Origin of the sequence: Rhizobium sp. 42MFCr.1, from assembly GCF_000377185.1 — a bacterium.
Lineage (GTDB): Bacteria > Pseudomonadota > Alphaproteobacteria > Rhizobiales > Rhizobiaceae > Rhizobium > Rhizobium altiplani.
Window position 1 is genome coordinate 192,252 of record NZ_KB897818.1, and the last position, 18,687, is coordinate 210,938.

The 18,687-nt window shown below is 60.7% G+C and carries 16 protein-coding genes and 1 pseudogene; 8 read left to right on the plus strand and 9 right to left on the minus strand.

Translation table 11 applies throughout. The features are described 5' to 3' along the window. The first annotated feature begins 26 nt into the window (after positions 1-26). The 3 genes from folP to folK are packed head-to-tail and all read left to right on the plus strand — an operon-like array spanning position 27 to position 1,775. Positions 27-899 (plus strand): dihydropteroate synthase, encoded by an 873-nt coding sequence (gene folP / locus C934_RS0100960; RefSeq protein ID WP_018854844.1) that lies wholly within the window; start codon positions 27-29, stop codon positions 897-899. Continuing rightward, positions 896-1,264 (plus strand): dihydroneopterin aldolase, encoded by a 369-nt coding sequence (gene folB / locus C934_RS0100965; protein ID WP_007792223.1) that lies wholly within the window; start codon positions 896-898, stop codon positions 1,262-1,264. Before folP ends, folB begins: the two co-directional genes overlap by 4 nt. Continuing rightward, the gene (gene folK / locus C934_RS0100970) at positions 1,257-1,775 is read left to right on the plus strand and encodes a 2-amino-4-hydroxy-6-hydroxymethyldihydropteridine diphosphokinase (protein ID WP_018854845.1); all 519 of its coding nucleotides are present in this window, start codon (positions 1,257-1,259) and stop codon (positions 1,773-1,775) included. Before folB ends, folK begins: the two co-directional genes overlap by 8 nt. Positions 1,776-1,840: 65 nt before the next feature. Here the strand turns inward: folK and C934_RS0100975 are convergent, their stop codons facing one another. From C934_RS0100975 to C934_RS0100990, 4 genes are all read right to left on the minus strand, one after another. Beyond that, positions 1,841-2,392 carry a hypothetical protein gene (locus C934_RS0100975; protein ID WP_018854846.1) on the minus strand — a complete coding sequence of 184 codons (552 nt, stop codon included), beginning with the start codon at positions 2,390-2,392 and terminating at the stop codon, positions 1,841-1,843. A 209-nt stretch (positions 2,393-2,601) separates the two neighbouring features. Next, complete coding sequence (locus C934_RS0100980) at positions 2,602-3,678, minus strand: YcjF family protein (protein ID WP_018854847.1); 1,077 nt, start codon at positions 3,676-3,678, stop codon at positions 2,602-2,604. Then, a complete protein-coding gene (locus C934_RS0100985; RefSeq protein WP_018854848.1) occupies positions 3,675-5,147 on the minus strand; it encodes a YcjX family protein in 1,473 nt (490 codons plus the stop codon). Before C934_RS0100985 ends, C934_RS0100980 begins: the two co-directional genes overlap by 4 nt. Positions 5,148-5,226: 79 nt before the next feature. Beyond that, positions 5,227-5,724, minus strand: coding sequence for a SixA phosphatase family protein (locus tag C934_RS0100990; RefSeq protein ID WP_018854849.1), 498 nt, complete (start codon positions 5,722-5,724; stop codon positions 5,227-5,229). A 272-nt stretch (positions 5,725-5,996) separates the two neighbouring features. On the opposite strand from C934_RS0100990, the gene dksA reads away from it, so the two are divergent. After that, a complete protein-coding gene (dksA, locus tag C934_RS0100995; RefSeq protein ID WP_007532954.1) occupies positions 5,997-6,416 on the plus strand; it encodes an RNA polymerase-binding protein DksA in 420 nt (139 codons plus the stop codon). Positions 6,417-6,492: 76 nt separating this feature from the next. On the opposite strand, the gene C934_RS0101000 is transcribed toward dksA, so the two are convergent. Beyond that, on the minus strand, positions 6,493-7,509 hold the full coding sequence (locus tag C934_RS0101000) for a flagellar biosynthetic protein FliO (protein ID WP_018854850.1): 1,017 nt from the start codon (positions 7,507-7,509) through the stop codon (positions 6,493-6,495). Positions 7,510-7,797: 288 nt separating this feature from the next. On the opposite strand from C934_RS0101000, the gene cckA reads away from it, so the two are divergent. Then, positions 7,798-10,398, plus strand: a complete 2,601-nt coding sequence (gene cckA, locus C934_RS0101005) for a cell cycle histidine kinase CckA (protein ID WP_018854851.1) — start codon at positions 7,798-7,800, stop codon at positions 10,396-10,398. Between the two features lie 38 nt (positions 10,399-10,436). Here the strand turns inward: cckA and C934_RS0101010 are convergent, their stop codons facing one another. Together C934_RS0101010 and C934_RS0101015 are read right to left on the minus strand one after the other, a co-directional pair. Beyond that, positions 10,437-11,363 carry a pseudouridine-5'-phosphate glycosidase gene (locus tag C934_RS0101010; RefSeq protein WP_026371472.1) on the minus strand — a complete coding sequence of 309 codons (927 nt, stop codon included), beginning with the start codon at positions 11,361-11,363 and terminating at the stop codon, positions 10,437-10,439. A gap of 28 nt (positions 11,364-11,391) precedes the next feature. Continuing rightward, positions 11,392-12,336 carry a carbohydrate kinase family protein gene (locus C934_RS0101015; protein ID WP_026371473.1) on the minus strand — a complete coding sequence of 315 codons (945 nt, stop codon included), beginning with the start codon at positions 12,334-12,336 and terminating at the stop codon, positions 11,392-11,394. A gap of 240 nt (positions 12,337-12,576) precedes the next feature. On the opposite strand from C934_RS0101015, the gene recA reads away from it, so the two are divergent. The 3 genes and pseudogenes from recA to C934_RS31525 all read left to right on the plus strand — a co-directional run bounded on the left by recA (position 12,577) and on the right by C934_RS31525 (position 17,468). Beyond that, positions 12,577-13,665, plus strand: coding sequence for a recombinase RecA (gene recA / locus C934_RS0101020; RefSeq protein ID WP_016554154.1), 1,089 nt, complete (start codon positions 12,577-12,579; stop codon positions 13,663-13,665). Positions 13,666-13,818: 153 nt separating this feature from the next. After that, on the plus strand, positions 13,819-16,479 hold the full coding sequence (gene alaS, locus C934_RS0101025) for an alanine--tRNA ligase (protein WP_018854855.1): 2,661 nt from the start codon (positions 13,819-13,821) through the stop codon (positions 16,477-16,479). A gap of 139 nt (positions 16,480-16,618) precedes the next feature. After that, positions 16,619-17,468, plus strand: a pseudogene (locus C934_RS31525) (AraC family transcriptional regulator). Between the two features lie 11 nt (positions 17,469-17,479). Here the strand turns inward: C934_RS31525 and C934_RS0101040 are convergent. Both C934_RS0101040 and C934_RS0101045 read right to left on the minus strand, forming a co-directional pair. Further along, positions 17,480-18,100: a glutathione S-transferase family protein gene (locus C934_RS0101040; RefSeq protein WP_018854856.1), complete on the minus strand. Its 621-nt coding sequence runs from the start codon at positions 18,098-18,100 to the stop codon at positions 17,480-17,482. 88 nt (positions 18,101-18,188) lie between these two features. After that, complete coding sequence (locus C934_RS0101045) at positions 18,189-18,635, minus strand: GNAT family N-acetyltransferase (RefSeq protein ID WP_018854857.1); 447 nt, start codon at positions 18,633-18,635, stop codon at positions 18,189-18,191. Positions 18,636-18,687: the final 52 nt, after the last annotated feature.

The window sequence follows — 18,687 nt, forward strand, 5'->3', positions numbered from 1 at the left end:
GGCGCCTTTTTCGATCGATAGGATGAATGCCGTTGGCACAGCTTGAGAGCAGTTTCTGGCGCGTCGGGCATGGCCGCGAGATCGAACTGGGCGCGCGCGCCGTCCTTATGGCGATCGTCAACGTGACACCGGATTCTTTCTCGGACGGCGGGCGATACGAGACGGTCGATGCGGCCGTGACGTATGCGCTCCAGGCGGTAAGCGATGGCGCTGAGATCATCGACATTGGCGGTGAATCGACGCGCCCCGGCGCAGACGTCGTCACTCCGCTGGAAGAGCAGGCCCGGGTGCTGCCGGTGATCGAGGCGTTGCGCGGCAAGACCGATGCCTTGATCTCGATCGACACCTATCGCGCTGAGACCGCCCGGCTTGCCGTCGCTGCAGGCGCGCATGTAATCAACGACGTATTCGGGTTGCAGAAGGAGCCGGAGGTGGGAAGGATCGCAGCCGATACCAGTGCGGGACTGTGCCTGATGCATACCGGCCGCGATCGGGAGAAGCTTCCGGATGTGATCGGAGACCAGTTCTACTTCCTGGAGCGCTCGCTCGCGCTCGCTTCGGCGGCCGGCGTGCCCAAGGATCGCATCGTACTGGATCCGGGCTTCGGCTTTGCCAAGGATATACAGGAGAATGTGGAACTGATGGCGCGTTTCGGAGAACTGCGCCGCTTGGGGTTGCCGCTGCTTGCCGGCACGTCGCGCAAGCGTTTCGTCGGCGCGATCACAGGTCGGGAAGCCGCCGATCGGGATGTGGGAACGGCTGCGACAAGCGTATTGTTGCGTTTGGCGGGGGCTAGCATTTTTCGTGTACACGATGTCGCAATCAACAAGGACGCTTTGGCCATCGCCGATGCTATGCTCGCGGCGCGCTATAGCTTTGAGCAGGGACAATTGGCATGAGCACCACCTACACCATCACGCTTCAGAACTGTGCCTTCTTTGCCCGCCATGGCGTTCACGACGAAGAGGAGTTCCTCGGCCAGCGCTTCTTTGTGGATGCCGAGCTCGACGTCGTCGCCGGCGACGCCCTGGAGAGCGATTCCATCAATGACACGGTCAATTATGGCATTGCCTTCACCGTGATCGAGGAGATCGTGACGGGCAAGCGTCGCTATCTGATCGAGGCGCTTGCGCTTGATATCGCCAAAGGGCTGTGTTCGAAGTTTCCGCAAATCAAGCGTGCAAAGATTACGGTGCGCAAGCCGAACGCGCCGGTGCCGGGCGTTCTGGATTTCGTTCAGGTGAGCGTCGAACACTTTGCCTGAGTCCATTTTCAAGACGGCAACACTCGGCCTTGGCGGCAATCTCGGCGAGCCTGTGCACGCGATGGCCGTGGCATTGAGGGCGCTTGACCAGCGCTCCGATTGTCGTGTGGTAGCCGTGTCGCGGCTCTATCGGACGCCGCCATGGGGAAAGACCGACCAGTCCTATTTCTTCAACGCTTGTGCTGAAATCCAGACAACGCTTGGCCCCGAGGCGCTTCTCGACGTCTGCCTCGATATCGAACGGGCGATGAAGCGCGAGCGTATCGAGCGGTGGGGGCCGCGAACGCTCGATATTGATGTCCTGACCTACGCTGATGTGGTGCAATCGGCACCGCGACTTGAGCTACCGCACCCGCGCATGAAGGACCGTGGCTTCGTGCTGATGCCGCTTGCCGATTTTGCGCCTGACATGCTTGTCGAAGGAACAACCGTTCTCGAGTGGCTGGCGAAGGCCGATGTGCAGGGGATCGAAGTGGCCGATCAAAGCAGCGCTTGGTGGCATATCGCCTGAAATGCAAAAGCGGCGGAAAATCCGCAGGAAAATCCGCCGCTTTTGGAATGTCTGGGGTTGGAACGCTATTCGACAGAGCCGACCGTGATTTCGTCGACCTGGCGCGTCAGCGTCAGGCCGATGACGGGGATCATCTGGCTTTCGACCTTGACCGAAACGGTGACGTTCATGGTCTTGTCGTCACGGACACGGGCGATCATGGCGCCGTTGAGCTTGGAACGATTGAGGCCGACGACGACGGTATCCTGTGTGACAGCACCTGACACGACGTCGAGCCCCTTGCCTTCGGCGCCGTCAAGAAACTTCCCTTTGTAGGAACTCCCCGACTGGGTGATGAGCGCGGTCATCGGCTGCTTGAAGACGCCGACCCTGCAGCTTCCGTCGAGCTTGATGCCAGCACCTCCGGCGCTCACTGGTTCGCCCACCAGATTGCAGGTGAATTTCGTGCCTTTGTACTTTCCGGCAACGATCTCGCCGGGACCGCGCCAAGTGCCGGCGACAGACTCGAAAAAGGCTTTGTCACGTGTCGCCGCAGTCGCCGACGAAGCCATGTCGGCGGCCGGTGACAACGCCACCGCAGCCAAGCCGAAAAGAAGAAGAAACTTGCGCGAATACATGGATTTTCCCTAGCGACACCATCGCTTAACTAGGTTCAAGTTTTGCCGAAGAATGGTTAATGCTTGGTTTCTTTTAGGCCGAAAAGCAATGAGCAGCAAGTAATTCCGCGGCTCGCAGAGGACGGCGCGGAATGTTAGTGCGTTGAATTCTTGACGAGTATTTTGGTGCAGCGCTTCTGCCACGGCAGGCGCGACGAAAGTTTCAATTCTCAGGAATTCTTGTCGCGCGCTGTCATGGACGGTGTCAGGTCCCCGATGAAATCGCCGATTCCCGGACGTTTCAGCGCGTGAAAAGAAAGGGGACGGCAAAGATCCATCGCCGCGATCCCGATGCGGGCCGTCATCAGGCCGTTGATGACGCCTTCGCCGAGGCGCGCCGACAGCTTCGACGCCAATCCATGGCCAAGTACCTGCTGCACGAGGCTATCGCCGACCGCGATCGAGCCGGTCACGGCGAGGTGCGCTAGAACATCACGCATCAGCCGGATCATGCCCAGCGTTCCCGGCCGGCCGCCATAAAGATCCGCCATGGCTCGGACAAGCCGGGCCGCCTCGTAGAGCACGTACAGGAGATCGACGATCGCGCGCGGGCTGACGGCGGTGACGATGGAGACGCGTTTCGAAGCGTTGACGATCAGGGCCCGCGCCTGCCGGTCGAGCGGTATCAGAAGCTCGCGTTCCGCGAGGGCGATGAGATGCGGTGCGTCGATGATGTCGCCTTCGGCCGCCTTCAACGTGGCCCGGCCCTTCGCCGTCTCCGGCTTTCCGGAGAGCAACGATTCCAGCCGCTTGACCAGCGCACGTGCCTTCGCCGGCTTCGTCTCCACCATGGCGGCCTCAGCTTCCGCCTTGATTTCCTGCACGGCCGCCAACCGCATCATGCCCGCCGTTTCACGAACGACGATGGCAATCACCGCCAGAATGCCGATTGCGAGCGCTCCAAGGGCCGCATAGCCGAGCCAATCCGCGCGGCTGAAAAGATTGCGGATGAGGCTGTCGGTCCAAAGCCCGAAGGCGAGGGAGAAGAGAACGCCGAAAGCGGCGGCAGCGATTTTCGCGAATGAGGTGCCACGCTTGCGCGGCAGCGCGACAGCAATTGGAGGGACATCCTTTTCGGGGTTGAGGAATGGATCGTCCTCGTCGGCGGTCAGCACGACATCGTCCGTGAAGCTACCGGGCTTTCGCGGGCTGTGTTTGGTCGTGACAGGCGTGGAGGGCGTGTCCTCCTCGTAGGAGAAGGCGGCCGGCGCGCGCTGTGCGGGGTGTTCGGAGGGCGGCTTGATCATGCGAGGCGATCTCCGAACAGAAACTGCATGGCACGGTCGAGGCGAATATGCGGGACCGAAAGCTTTATGCCGCCACCGGTCTCTTCGAGGTGCGGCGGCCGAAAACGCACAACGCTGACATCGGGCAGCACGATATTTTCTCCGGATTCGATACGCTCGAACAGGTTCTCCGGGTCTGCCGGCAGGTCGCCCGGAAAGATTGCCGTCTTCTTGTGGCCGTCAAAGCTCTCTCCACCGATAGTCTCGCCTGCCATCGGTGTTCCGACGATGACCGGGAGGTCATGGCCGTCGCGTTTCACCGTCGCTTCGCGCGTGGCGCGGACCGAAGCCAGTGCCATGACGTCGATTCCCGCGCCTGTGACACCAATGCGTTGGACGGCACGGTCGACCAGGCGGCGGGTGAGGGCGTCGAGCCGGTCATGGCTTTCATGGTGCAGGTGGTCAGCTTTGGTTGCGGCGACAAGGACGCGATCGATACGGCGGCCAAGCAGCGACGTCAGCCATGAGTTCGTGCCCGAGCGGAAGCAGGCCAGAACGTCCGTCAGGGCGCGTTCGAGGTCCTGCACGGCCTCCGGACCACGGTTGATGGCTTGCAGCGCATCGACGAGGACAATCTGCCTGTCGAGACGGGCGAAGTGTTCGCGAAAGAAGGGCTTCACGACGACGGATTTGTAGGCCTCATAGCGTCGTTCCATCATCGCCCAAAGCGATCCCTTTTGCGGCTTGGCTTCCGGCGTGAGTGCAAGCGGCGCGAAGGTCAGGGCAGGAGAGCCGTCGAGATCGCCGGGTAGCAGGAAGCGGCCAGGCGGCAGCGTGGAAAGCGAGCGTTCATCGGCTTTGCAGGCTTTCAGATAATCGGCAAAAGCGGTGGCGAGGTCGCGAGCCCGCATTTCGTCTGCCGGGGCGTTGCTATCTGTGGCGCGTGTAAGGGCAAGCCAGGCGCGTGAGAGTTCCGCACGAATGCCCGTTCCGGCCAAGGCGATCGTCTCTTCGCAAAACGTCCGATAGTCCTTTCCAAGCAACGGAAGGTCAAGAAGCCACTCGCCTGGATAATCGACAATGTCGATCGACAGGCGGCCGGGCGAGAAGAGCCGGTTCCAGCCGCTGGCGCTCTGGTATTCGAGCGTAATGCGCAGTTCAGAGATTGCTCGCGTCGAATCGGGCCAAACGCGGTCCTTCACGAGTGAGCGGATGTGATCTTCGTACTGGAAGCGCGGCACGGCATCATCCGGCTGCTGCTCAAGACGCACCGCCGAGACACGACCTGACTGCACTGGCTCGAAGAGAGGCAGCCGCCCGCCGTGCAGCAGATTGTGAAGCAGCGAGGAAATGAAGACCGTCTTGCCGGAACGCGACAAGCCAGTGACGCCAAGGCGCACCGTGGGATTGATGAGGCCCGATGCCCGGTCCGCGAAATTGTCCAGGGCGATGCGCGCGTCATCGGAGAGGGAGGTCAGGCTGGGCGGCAAGGCGGAGTTCCGGTTTCTAATCGTGACAAGCCATATAGGAAGGGCAGATCGACGCGAAAAGACGTTCCGCGAAAAGACCTTAGTCGATCACGAAATCAACGAGCTGCCAGCCTGTCAACTCGCTGTCATAGTCCAAAACCGCAAGTCCGGCAGTCGGAAAGCCTGTCGGCAGTGCCTGATGGAGCGCCTCGTGACCGATCAGCGCTTCAAGCGTCTGCTCCATGGTCGGATTGTGGCCGACAAGCATGACAGAGCCGAGCGCCTCCTGGGCGTCGATGATCTCGAGGTAGATATCAGGCGATGCATTGTAGAGTTCATCGACGAATCGAAGCTCGAGCGTGGAGCCCATGGCCCGATGCACCGCGTCGGCAGTATCGCGGCAACGCGCTGCCGTCGAGCTCAGAAGCAGATCCGGCCGGTACCCCTTGTCCGCCGCTTTGTCGGCGATGAGCTCGGCGTCTGCATAGCCTTTCGCGTTCAGGGGACGGTCGAAATCACGCTGCCCGGGTGTTGCCCAAGCGGCTTCGGCATGCCGCAGCAGATAGATCCGGGAGGGTGGAGGCGTGATTGCAGCCATAGGAAAATCCACGTCGAAGGGACTTTTTCAGTAGCGGGTCGGCGGCACGCACGTCAACCGCAGCGCCAGGTGTTGCGGCCAAATCCGGGTAGGAAAGTGCGGAGTTACCGGGAGGCGAATAGGCGTTCGGGGGAATAGTGATGAGAAAATAGTCTGTTAGCTCAAAAATATGACAGATTTAAAAAACTGTTTACCTAGCGTATTTGGCTTGAATCACCAGTAGTGCTCGCGATATACACCCGCCACATGAGATCTGCTTCAGGAGAATCGCGTTGAGTGAGAAGATCGATCTTAGCAACTACGTACCCTCGGAAGAGGAAGAGTTCATGAACGGCAATCAGCGGGCTTACTTCAGAGCCAAGCTGGTCGCCTGGAAGAATGACATCCTCAGAGAGGCGCGCGAAACCCTCGACCACTTGGCCGAGGAAAGCGCAAACCACCCGGATCTTGCTGACAGGGCATCGTCCGAAACCGACCGGGCCATCGAACTGCGCGCCCGCGATCGCCAGAGAAAGCTGATTTCCAAGATCGACGCAGCACTGCAACGTATCGAAGACGGCACCTACGGCTATTGCGAGGAGACCGGAGAGCCGATCGGGCTCAAGCGGCTTGATGCTCGACCGATTGCGACGCTGTCTATCGAGGCTCAAGAGCGGCACGAGCGGCGGGAAAAAGTCTACCGGGACGAATAAGTCCCTACATACCGACAACAAAAAGGGCACCGCGACGCAAACCGTGGTGCCCTTTTTGTTTTGTTCGGTTGATCCGCTACTTGTCGCGGTTAACGCTCATCTCGCCGAAAATGCGTGCGACTTCGTTTTGAAGAGCGGCATCCGCGCCGGTGAGCGGCGCCATTTCAGGATCGCGGCGAGGCTGGTTGCCTGACGCCGGACCGGGTTTTGCGGCGGGCGCCTGTGGCGTCGGCACAATACGCTCGGCGGCAAGCGTGCTCGTCATTTCCTCTTCGAGAATGCGCTGGAAGTCGCTCGGCTGCGCGGCAGGCGCCAGCGTGCCGACCTCGACGAACGCCGATGACGGCTGTGCGGGCGCGGGAGTGCTCCGGACGGAAGGCTGCGTCACCTGCGGCTCGATACGCTGCTGCGGCAACACGCGTTGACGGGCGGAATCGAGGATGTCTGCCGCGGCCGAGGCTTCGATCGGGGCTGGTGCCGGTCGCGGTTCAGGACGCGGGTCGAAAGACGGCGCTGGGCGTGGGGCACGCTCACGTTCGGCGATGACGGGCGCAGGCGAGGCGGGAGTCGCAACCATGACCGGTTCTGGCCTGGCTTCGATCGGCGCACGTTCGGGCACGTAGGGTTCGGATGGCGTATGACCGCGGACCGGGGGCACATACTGGGATTCGGTCGGTACGATGTGAACGGGCGCCGGCGGCTCTGGCGCTGCCTCGAGCTGTGGTGGCGCGATAGGGGCGGGAGCCGGCGCCACCAGGGCTGGGGCTGGTTGAGCAGTTGCCTCGACCGGTGCGGACTTGTCGGTGGCCTCACCAATCCTGCTCTCGATGACGATATCGGTCGGCCCGCCGATCATGATCAGATGCTCGACGTCATCCCGACGGACGAGGACGAGGCGGCGGCGCGCATCGACGGCGGCTGCATCGAGGACCTGCAGCCGTGGTTGGCGGTTGCGGCCCCCCCGAAGGAAGGGCGAAGGTGCGCGGTTACGCATGAACCAGAGCACGACGATCAGCAGTAATAGAGCTATGCCAACGCCGCCGGCGGCGAGAAGGAAGCGGCTCCCATAGGCTCCCATGAGATCATCGAACATCTTGGCTTACTCCCTTCGCGGTTTTGAACCACATGGCGACTTTTACCACTTCGTAGACAAGTCGTGATGGCCTTGTCCAGTCATGCCAACCCGAAGTGGAATTCGAACATGCTTTCTTAACAACGCATTTTAATGGCGAAATTGGCGCTCTTCGTTGTGAATTCAATCAGTCTTCACAGAGAGCAGTGTTTTTGCGGAGACCGCAAATTGGTAAGAAGGAAAAGGCGCCTGATTCCTGCTTTGTCTCCTTGTTACGAGTGAAGCCCGGCAGGCCATGCGAGGGAATAGATGACGAGACCGCGTCAGGCCGACGATTATAGCGAACCGCTCTTGGACCGCGGGGGCCGCACGGGAACGGCTTTGCGGATCATCCTGCTCGCCCTTGTGCTCATCGGCGCAGCCGCGGCGTTCGTCGTTTTCAAGAGTTCTCTCGACAACGAAATGGTGCTCGGCGTTCTCGGCGTGCTTGCCATGGTCGGGATCTTCTTCCTCGTGTCGTCGGTGATCGGCTTTATCGAAGTCATGCCGCAGCGGCAGTCCGACAGCCTGGCGCGGGCATTTTTGAACAGTCACCCCGACGGCTCTCTCATCACCGACGACAAAGGCCGTATCGTTTATGCGAACGCGGCCTATGGCGAGTTGACGGGCGCTCGCAAGTCGACGGAAGTTCAGACGCTCGAAGCGCTGCTGTCGCGTCATCGGGAATCGAACGAGGCGCTCTATCGCCTTTCCAACGGGCTTCGCGAAGGCCGGGAGGGGAGCGAAGAATTCCGCCTGCTGCGGTCCCTGGGCCCCTCCACAAACGGTTCCGGAGCGCATTGGTACCGCCTGAAAGCACGGACCCTGCAGAGCGAGGAGATCGGACGCAAGCCGCTCCACATTTGGCAGATCAGCGACATTACCTCCGAGCGCGACGATCAGGAGCGGTTCTTCAAGGAACTGCAGAATGCGATCGACTATCTCGACCACGCACCAGCCGGGTTCTTTTCGGCCGGCCGCAAGGGAGAGATCTTCTACCTCAACGCAACGCTGGCGGAATGGCTTGGCATCGATCTTACCAAGTTCGTTCCGGGTTCGGTCACGATCGGCGATTTTGTCGCGGGCGAGGGGCTTGCGCTTATTCAGTCGGTGCAGGCCGATCCGGGCCTGAAAAAGACGGTGACGCTCGATCTCGACTTGAAGAAGATGAACGGCCAGAGCCTGCCGGCGCAGATCGTCCACAGCGTGACGTCGATGCGCGATGGCGCTCCTGGAGAGAGCCGGTCGATCGTACTGACGCGGCAGAAGAGCGGCGAGAACGATCAGTCCGCCTCGGCCGCCGCGATGCGATTCACCCGCTTTTTCAACAACACGCCGATGGCGATTGCCTCGGTGGATGGGGCAGGCAGGATCCTGCGAACCAATGCCCCATTCCTGAAGCTGTTTTCGGGTATCGTTTCCCGAGATGATGTCGAGAACGGCGCGCTGCTCGAAGTCATTGTGCAGGACAGCGACAAATCCAAACTGCAGCAGGCGCTCGCGGCGGCGAAGGACCGCCAGGGCGATATCCCGCCGATCGACTCGCGCACGCCAACCGATGAAGCACGCCATTTCCGCTTCTACGTCAACGCGGTGATCGACCAGAGCGACGAGACGCCGGAAGAGGCGGCGATCGTCTATGCCGTCGAGGTGACTGAGCAGAAGGCGCTCGAAGCGCAGATGGCGCAGACGCAGAAGATGAATGCGGTCGGCACACTCGCGGGCGGGATCGCGCACGACTTCAACAATGTCCTGACCGCGATCCTGCTGTCCTCCGATCATCTGCTGCTGCAGGCCCGGCCGGCGGACCCTGGCTTTGCGGATCTGATGGAAATCAAGCGCAACGCCAATCGCGCGGCCGTGCTCGTGCGGCAGCTGCTGGCGTTCTCGCGCAAGCAGACGATGCGGCCGACGGTGCTCAATCTCACCGATGTGGTTGGCGACCTCAGGATGCTGGTCGATCGCCTGCTGTCCGGTACCAACGTAAAGCTCGACGTCGAGTATGGCCGTGATCTCTGGCCTGTGAAGACCGACCTGTCGCAGTTCGAGCAGGTGCTGATAAACCTCTGCGTCAACGCGCGAGATGCGATGCCGCAGGGCGGGAAGCTGACGCTTCGCACGAAGAACGTGACGGCGGCAGAGGTGGCGGCTTTCAACTATTCCTACATGCCGCATGAGGACATGGTCCTCATCGAGGTCTCGGACAACGGGACCGGCATTGCGCCTGAGATCATGGACAAGATTTTCGAACCCTTCTTCACGACGAAGGAAGTGGGCAAGGGAACGGGCCTTGGCCTCGCGATGGTTTACGGCATCGTCAAGCAATCGGGCGGCTACATTCAGCCGGAGTCGGAAGTTGGCAAAGGCACGACGTTCCGCGTCTTCCTGCCGCGCCACATTGTCGAGCCAGCGGTTGCCGCGGAAGGCGATGCCGTCACGCCTACTATCGGCACACCTGCGGAACAGGCGCCCGCCGCGGTGGAGCAGCCCGAGGATCTGACAGGCTCGGCTGTGATCCTGCTGGTCGAGGATGAGGAAGCGGTGCGTCGCGGCGGCAAGCGCATGCTTGAGACGCGCGGCTATACGGTTTACGAGGCCGGGTCCGGCATCGAGGCGCTCGATATCATGGACGAGCTCGAGGGTAAGGTCGACATCGTCGTTTCGGATGTCGTGATGCCGGAGATGGATGGTCCATCGCTGCTGCGCGAACTGCGAAAGAACTATCCGAACCTGAAATTCATCTTCGTTTCAGGCTATGCCGAAGACGCGTTTGCCCGCAACCTGCCGCCGGATTCCAAGTTCGGCTTCCTGCCGAAGCCGTTCTCCCTCAAGCAGCTTGCCGTCGTCGTCAAGGAGACGCTGGACAGTTAAGGGGCGCCGCAGCGTGCCGCAGCGCCCCTTTTTCAAACTCAGCCAGCCAGCGCGACGGCAATTTCTGCCGCGAGTCGAGCATTGTTTTCCACCAACGCAATGTTGGTCTTTAGGCTCTGGCCGTCGGTCAGGTCGAAGATCGTGCTGAGCAGGTAAGGGGTTACTTCCTTGCCGCTGATTTCGTCGCGCTCGGCGCTGTCGAGGGCGCGCTCGATATAGATTTCCATTTCCTCGCGGGGGATCTCGTCTGCCTCCGGCACCGGATTGGCAATGAGCATGCCGCCGTCAATGCCGAGCTGCTCGCGTACAGTCTGGAAGTTGGCGATGGCAGCCGGGCTGTTCAGCGTCAGCGGACTGCGCAATCCGGACGAGCGTGACCAGAAGGCCGGGAATTCCTCGCTCTCGTAGGTGACGACAGGCACGCCCGCGGTCTCCAGGACTTCAAGGGTCTTCGGTATATCGAGGATCGCCTTGGCGCCGGCGCAAACGACGATGACGCTGGTGCGGCCGAGTTCCTCGAGGTCAGCGGAGATATCGAAGCTTTCTTCCGCGCCGCGGTGGACGCCACCGATGCCACCCGTTGCAAAGACCTTGATGCCGGCACACTCGGCGGCGATCATCGTTGCTGCGACGGTCGTTGCGCCGTGACGGCGCTCGGCGATCGCAAAGGCGAGATCGGCGCGCGAAACCTTGAGGACGTCCTTGGCCTGCGCCAGTTGCTCCAACTGGTCGGATTCGAGGCCGATATGCAGCGTACCGTGAATGACCGCGATGGTGGCTGGGACCGCGCCCTGCTCACGAATGAGCGCCTCGACGCTGCGGGCCATCTCGATGTTGCCAGGGTAGGGCATGCCATGGGTGATGATGGTCGATTCAAGCGCCACGATCGGCGCGCCGCGCTGCTTGGCGCTTGCGACTTCCTTGGAGTAGGCGATCGGCAGGAGGGGGGAGATCGGTTTCGTCATTGTCGCTTCCATTTCATCGGTATTGCCTTCAATGCAGAATTCTCGCCGGCGGAACAAGGGAAAGTGTCTCCCTCACGAGATCTGGGGAGAGGTTTTCATTGACGGCATGCGGCGATTGTACGGTAAGTGCCGCGGCCGCGGCGCCCTCCCTGATGGCATCGGCTAAGGAAATTCCACGCATCAATCCGGAGATAACGCCGGCTGCAAGCGAGTCACCCGCACCGGTGACATCCGCGACATCTTCGAGGTTTGCCGGCTGCTGGGCAACAACATGGCGATCCGCGAAGGCGATCAGCTCGCGTTGGCCGCGGGTGACGACGCCACCGCGTAAACCGATGTCACCCAGCAGTGACGGCCAGTGCGCGGGATCGTTTGGGCGCTCGCCGGTCAATGCGGCAGCCTCGGCCTCGTTGAGGAAAAGATAGTCGATCCCTTCGATGCATGGTTTGAGCTTGAGGGCCTTCGCGGGCGAGATGGCGATCGCGCCCACCGGCTTGCCGAGAGCTTTTGCGCGCTCGACGATCGATGCCAGCGTCTCTGCCGGCAGGTTGGCATCAATGAGAATGAAATCGGTGGCGGCAAAGGCGTCACGTACGGCACGGATCGAAAGGCGCCGCGGCACGAACATCCGATAGAGATCCATGTCGGCAAGCGCAATCACGAGGTTTCCGTCGTTCTCGATGATTGCGGTGTAACTCGGCGTCTTCCGATCCAGGAAAATGAAGGGGCGATCATGAACCCCAGCGAAGTCGGCCGCCTCGCCGACCATCTCGCCGATCGGATCGCCGCCACGCGGTGAAATCATCGTCACATCGAAGCCCAACCTGGCAAGGTTGCGCGCCGCATTGAAGCCGCCGCCGCCCGGCTCCTCAAACCATGAGCCTGGATTGCTGGCGCCTGGCACGGTGTCGCCTGAGATGCGTCCGCGCCTGTCGATGTGGGCTCCGCCGAGGACAAGAATCTTCCGCTTCATTTCATCGTCCCGCACGGTCGAAAGATACGAATCGTCCTGCCGCCGCTGGTCGGCTGGCGACCAGAGCGCTATATCTAAGCCGTTGCTTTCCATCACGAAAACAAATGTAGAACACTGGCAAATTTACCTTTTTGTTTCAATTATTTGCGCGCAACTTGCGCAATGAGAACAAATGCGGTACAAAATCGCCATCGCTGGCGACATTGCTTGAGCGGCTTCAATAACCTAAAGGTGGATCGAATGTCACAGAATACATTGCGGCTTGTAGAGGACAAATCGGTGGACAAAAGCAAGGCACTTGAAGCGGCACTCTCACAGATCGAGCGGTCGTTCGGCAAGGGCTCAATCATGAAGCTCGGCTCGAACGAGAACGTCGTCGAGATCGAAACGGTTTCGACAGGTTCTCTCGGGTTGGATATCGCGCTCGGCATCGGCGGCCTTCCAAAGGGCCGTATCATTGAGATTTACGGACCAGAAAGCTCGGGTAAGACGACGCTGGCGCTGCAGACGATAGCTGAATCGCAGAAGAAGGGTGGCATCTGTGCCTTCGTCGATGCGGAACACGCGCTTGACCCGGTTTACGCCCGCAAGCTCGGTGTCGATCTGCAGAACCTCCTGATCTCGCAGCCGGATACTGGCGAGCAGGCGCTCGAGATCACCGATACGCTGGTGCGTTCCGGCGCTGTCGACGTTCTTGTCGTCGACTCGGTTGCTGCGCTGACGCCGCGTGCCGAAATCGAAGGCGAAATGGGCGACAATCTGCCGGGCCTTCAGGCGCGCCTGATGAGCCAGGCGCTGCGCAAGCTGACGGCTTCGATTTCGAAGTCCAACACCATGGTCATCTTCATCAACCAGATCCGCATGAAGATTGGTGTCATGTTCGGTTCGCCGGAAACGACGACCGGCGGCAACGCGCTGAAATTCTATGCGTCCGTTCGCCTCGACATCCGTCGTATCGGTGCAGTCAAGGAGCGGGAAGAGGTCATCGGCAACCAGACGCGCGTCAAGGTCGTCAAGAACAAGATGGCGCCTCCCTTCAAGCAGGTCGAATTCGACATCATGTATGGTGAAGGCGTTTCGAAGACCGGCGAACTGGTCGACCTTGGCGTCAAGGCGGGTATCGTCGAGAAATCAGGGGCCTGGTTCTCCTATAATAGCCAGCGTCTTGGCCAGGGCCGCGAAAATGCGAAGCTGTTCCTGCGTGACAATCCGGATCTCCTGCGCGAGATCGAGACGGCGCTTCGTCAGAATGCTGGCCTGATTGCGGACCGCTTCCTGCAGAATGGCGGCCCTGATGCAAATGACGGCGACGAGGCTGCAGACGGCTGATTTGCCTGACGGTTTCCCAGAGTTCAAACCGGTCGCATTCCTAATGAGATTGCGGCCGGTTTTGTTTGTCTGCTGGACAGTGGTTAAGGCGAGCGATAAAAGCCACTGGATTTAAGTTTTGACCTGCCTTCCGGCAGCATTGAAGGGCATAGCATGAGCGGTGTGAATGATATCCGGTCGACCTTCCTCGACTACTTCAAGAAGAACGGCCACGAAATCGTTCCGTCGAGCCCGTTGGTTCCGCGCAACGATCCGACGCTGATGTTCACCAATGCCGGCATGGTGCAGTTCAAGAACGTTTTCACCGGTCTGGAGCAGCGTCCATACAAGACGGCCTCGACCGCGCAGAAGTGCGTCCGCGCCGGCGGCAAGCATAACGACCTTGATAACGTTGGCTACACCGCACGCCACCACACCTTCTTCGAGATGCTCGGCAACTTCTCATTCGGCGATTACTTCAAGGAGCGGGCGATCGAACTTGCCTGGAACCTGATCACCAAGGAATTTGCGCTCGACGCCAAGCGGCTGCTGGTCACCGTCTATCACACGGATGATGAGGCCTTTAACCTCTGGAAGAAGATCGCAGGCCTGCCGGACGAGAAGATCATCCGTATTCCCACCAGCGACAATTTCTGGGCGATGGGTGATACCGGCCCGTGCGGCCCATGCTCGGAAATCTTCTACGACCACGGCGCTCATATCTGGGGCGGCCCTCCCGGTTCGCCGGAGGAAGATGGTGACCGCTTCATCGAGATCTGGAACCTCGTCTTCATGCAGTACGAGCAGGTCACGAAGGAAGAGCGCATCGACCTTCCGCGTCCGTCGATCGATACCGGTATGGGACTGGAGCGCGTCGCGGCAGTTCTGCAGGGCAAGCACGATAACTACGACATTGACCTGTTCCGTGCCCTGATCGAGGCTTCCGAGGAGGTCACGGGTGTAAGGGCCGAGGGCGAGCGCCGTGCGAGCCACCGTGTCATCGCCGACCACCTGCGCTCCTCTGCGTTCCTGATTGCCGATGGCGTGTTGCCGTCCAACGAAGGCCGCGGCTACGTGCTTCGCCGCATCATGCGCCGCGCAATGCGCCACGCCGAGCTCCTGGGTGCCAAGGAACCGATGATCTGGAAGCTGTTGCCGACACTCGTTCAGGAGATGGGTCGCGCCTATCCGGAGCTGGTGCGTGCGGAATCGCTGATCTCCGAGACGCTGAAGCTGGAGGAAACTCGCTTCCGCAAGACGCTGGAGCGTGGTCTTTCACTGCTTTCCGATGCAACGACGACGCTCGGCAAGGGCGACATGCTCGACGGCGAAACCGCGTTCAAGCTTTACGACACCTATGGCTTCCCACTCGATCTGACGCAGGATGCGCTGCGCGCCCGCGAAATCGGCGTCGACATATCAGGCTTTACGGACGCCATGGAACGCCAGAAGGCCGAGGCGCGCTCGCACTGGGCCGGCTCCGGCGACAAGGCTACCGAGACGATTTGGTTTGAACTCAAGGAAAAGCACGGCGCGTCCGAGTTCCTCGGCTACGACACTGAGACCGCCGAAGGCGTTGTTCAGGCCATCGTGAAGGACGGTGCCGCGGTCGATGCTGCGTCGGCCGGCGACAAGGTTCAGATCGTCGTCAACCAAACGCCGTTCTACGGCGAGTCCGGCGGCCAGATGGGCGATACCGGTGTCATCACCTCCGATACCGCGAAGGTTGAAATCACCGACACCCAGAAGAAGGGCGAGGGCCTCTTCGTCCACATCGGCACTGTTGTCGAGGGCACAGTGAAGGCCGGCGAGCCGGTTGCGTTGACGGTCGACCATGCGCGCCGTTCGCGTCTGCGCGCGAACCACTCCGCCACCCACTTGCTGCACGAGGCGCTGCGCGAAGTGTTGGGCACGCATGTGGCTCAGAAGGGCTCGCTGGTTGCGCCCGAGCGCCTGCGCTTCGACGTTTCTCATCCAAAGCCGATGACGGCCGACGAGCTGAAGGTCGTCGAGGACATGGCGAACGAGATCGTGTTGCAGAATTCGCCGGTCACGACCCGCCTGATGAGCGTCGATGACGCGATCGCGGAAGGCGCAATGGCGCTGTTCGGCGAGAAATACGGTGACGAAGTTCGCGTTGTGGCCATGGGCCAGGGCGTGCGTGGCGCAAAGGCCGGCAAGGCCTATTCGATCGAACTTTGCGGCGGCACGCATGTCGGCGCGACGGGGCAGATCGGGCTGATCCGCATTCTTGGCGAAAGCGCGGTAGGCGCCGGCGTGCGTCGTATCGAGGCGGTCACCGGCGAATCTGCGCGCGAATACCTGGCGGAGCAGGACGAGCGCGTCAAATCGCTCGCAACGTCGCTGAAGGTGCAGCCGGCGGATGTTCTTGCTCGCGTTGAGGCGCTGGTGGACGAACGCCGGAAGCTCGAGCGTGAGCTGGCCGATGCCAAACGCAAGCTTGCGATGGGCGGAGGGCAGGGCGGCCCTGCCGATGCGGTTCGTGATGTTGCCGGCGTCAAGTTCCTCGGCAAGGCAATTTCCGGCGTCGATCCCAAGGAGCTCAAGGGCTTGGCCGATGATGGCACGGCGAGCCTCGGTTCCGGCGTCGTCGCGTTGATCGGCGTCGCCGAAGACGGCAAGGCGAGCGCAGTGGTTGCCGTGACCCCGGACCTGACGAGCCGGTTCAGCGCCGTCGATCTCGTGCGCGTTGCGTCGGCGGCTCTTGGGGGCAAAGGTGGCGGCGGTCGTCCCGATATGGCCCAGGCCGGTGGTCCGGATGGGACGAAGGCTGATGAAGCCATTGAGGCCGTTGCGGTCGCACTGGCAAGCTGAGCGAATTGAAGTTTGTAAAGGTCTTAGAGAGGCGGGGCTGGTCCCCGCCTTTTTCTTTGCGGATTCGCCAAAGTCCGCAGGATTTGTCAAACCGGGCTATGGTTTTCTGCAGCCGATCGATTTGCAGGAGGTTTTGACAATGAACGGCGAAACGGCATGGGCGCTCTACGAGAACCGTCTCAGACGGGTATCAGCCTATATCCACGATCATCTCGACGAAGAACTCGACATGGATAAACTTGCCGGGATCGCCTGCATGTCGAGCTACCACTGGCATCGGATCTATCGCGCGATTTTCGGCGAGACACTCGCGGCGACAGTCAAGCGATTAAGGCTGCATCGTGCAGCCGGGGACATGGTTCGCACGGATCTTTCTGTCGGGGAGATAGCAAAGCGATCAGGTTATCCCAACCTCCAGTCTTTTAACCGTATCTTCAAATCGGTCTATGGCATGCCGCCAGGTCAGTACAGGAAAGAGGGAAGCCATAAAGCCTTTGAACCCTCACCTAACGGAAAGACTGTAGCGATGTTGACGTTACCCTACGGAAGATTGAGCCAATTCAATTGCTCGGAGTGCCGCACACCGGCTCGTTCATGGAGATCGGCAAGGCGTTCGAGACCTTGTTCGGCACGCTCTATGCGCGCGGGCTTGCCAAGCCGACGATGCGGATGATCGGTGTTTATCTGGATGATCCCGAATCGTGCCGTCCGAGAAGCTGCGCTCGATCGCATGTGTGACTACGGACGGCGAGGTTGTCGCGACGGCGCCGTTCGAAGCGCGGATGCTCGACGGAGGCGAGTATGCCGTACTGCGTCACAAGGGGCCTTATGCAGACATGCACAAGGCTTACCAGTGGCTTTATGCGGAATGGTTGCCCGCCTCGGGTCGGCAGCTTCGCGACAGTGTGATGTTTGAGGAATACCTCAACAACCCACGTGAGGTGCCGCCGACCGAGCTCTTGACCGATATTTACATGCCGCTTGCCTGAGCGACCTGTTTCTACTGGGCAGCCTTCATGGCTTCGTCATCGATCGCGGTGGCACGCTTGTAGGCCGGGCGATCGGAGATGCGGCCGAGATAGTTGAGGAACGCTGGGCGCTTTTCAAGCGTACCTGTGCTCATGCCCCAGCCAATATGGGAGCCGACGTAAACATCGGCTCCCGTGAAACGATTGCCGGCAACGTAAGGTGTGGCACTGACGGCGCCTTCAAGCGCGTTCATCACGTCGGCGAAACTGCCATATCCCGCCATCCGGGCTTTGTCTGGTGGCGTTTCGAAGCCCAATGCCTTGTTGGTCGCCGCTGCCTCCAGCGGTCCGGCGGTAAAGAACATCCAGCGGTAGTAGCTGCCGCGTTCATCTGATGTTGGAGCGAGCCCGGCTTCGGGGAAGGTCTCAGCGAGGTAGGCGCAGATCGCTGCGCACTCAGTCACGATCGTTTTTCCGTGCCTGATGGCCGGGACCTTTCCCATCGGGTTGACGGCGAGATATTCAGGCGCCTTCATCGTTCCGCCGAAGGTCATGATCTCTGTTTTGTACGGTACGCCTGTCTCTTCCAGCATCCAGCGGGCGATGCGGCCGCGCGACATGGGGTTCGTATAAAATACCAGTTCGTCTGCCATGAACTCCTCCTCGTTTGCTGAATGCAGCGTATCAAGTCCGCCATCAGGGACATAGGACAGAGAGGTCCGGCGCAAAGGCCCTAACTATCTACAGCGGCTTGCGATATTGGATGAAACCGGATCGTTCGGCGATCCTGTCGTAGAGTCTTCGGGCGGTGGCGTTTGTTTCATGCGTCATCCAGTAGAGCCGGCCAGCCCCATTCGCGCGGGCAAGATCCGCCACGGCATCGATGAGAGCCGCACCTGTGCCGAGACCGCGCTGCGTGTCGTCGACATAGAGGTCTTGAAGATAGCAGGTCCATTTCGGCAGCCAGGTCGAACGGTGGAAAATCGCATGAACGATACCGACAAGGCGGCCGCTGTCGTCGAAGGCGCCAAGCGCGTGCATGTCTTCGCCTGGATCCTGAAATCGGCTCCAGGTCAGGTTCGTCGTCTCGGGCGGGACAACAACCTCGTAGAAGCGCTGGTAGCCGGCCCACAGAGGCTCCCAGGCGGCCCGGTCGGATGGTTGCAGCGGACGGATTGTTATGGTCATCCTCTTGTTCCCTTTGCTTGTCCTTGAAACGAAAACGGCGGGGAAATCCCCG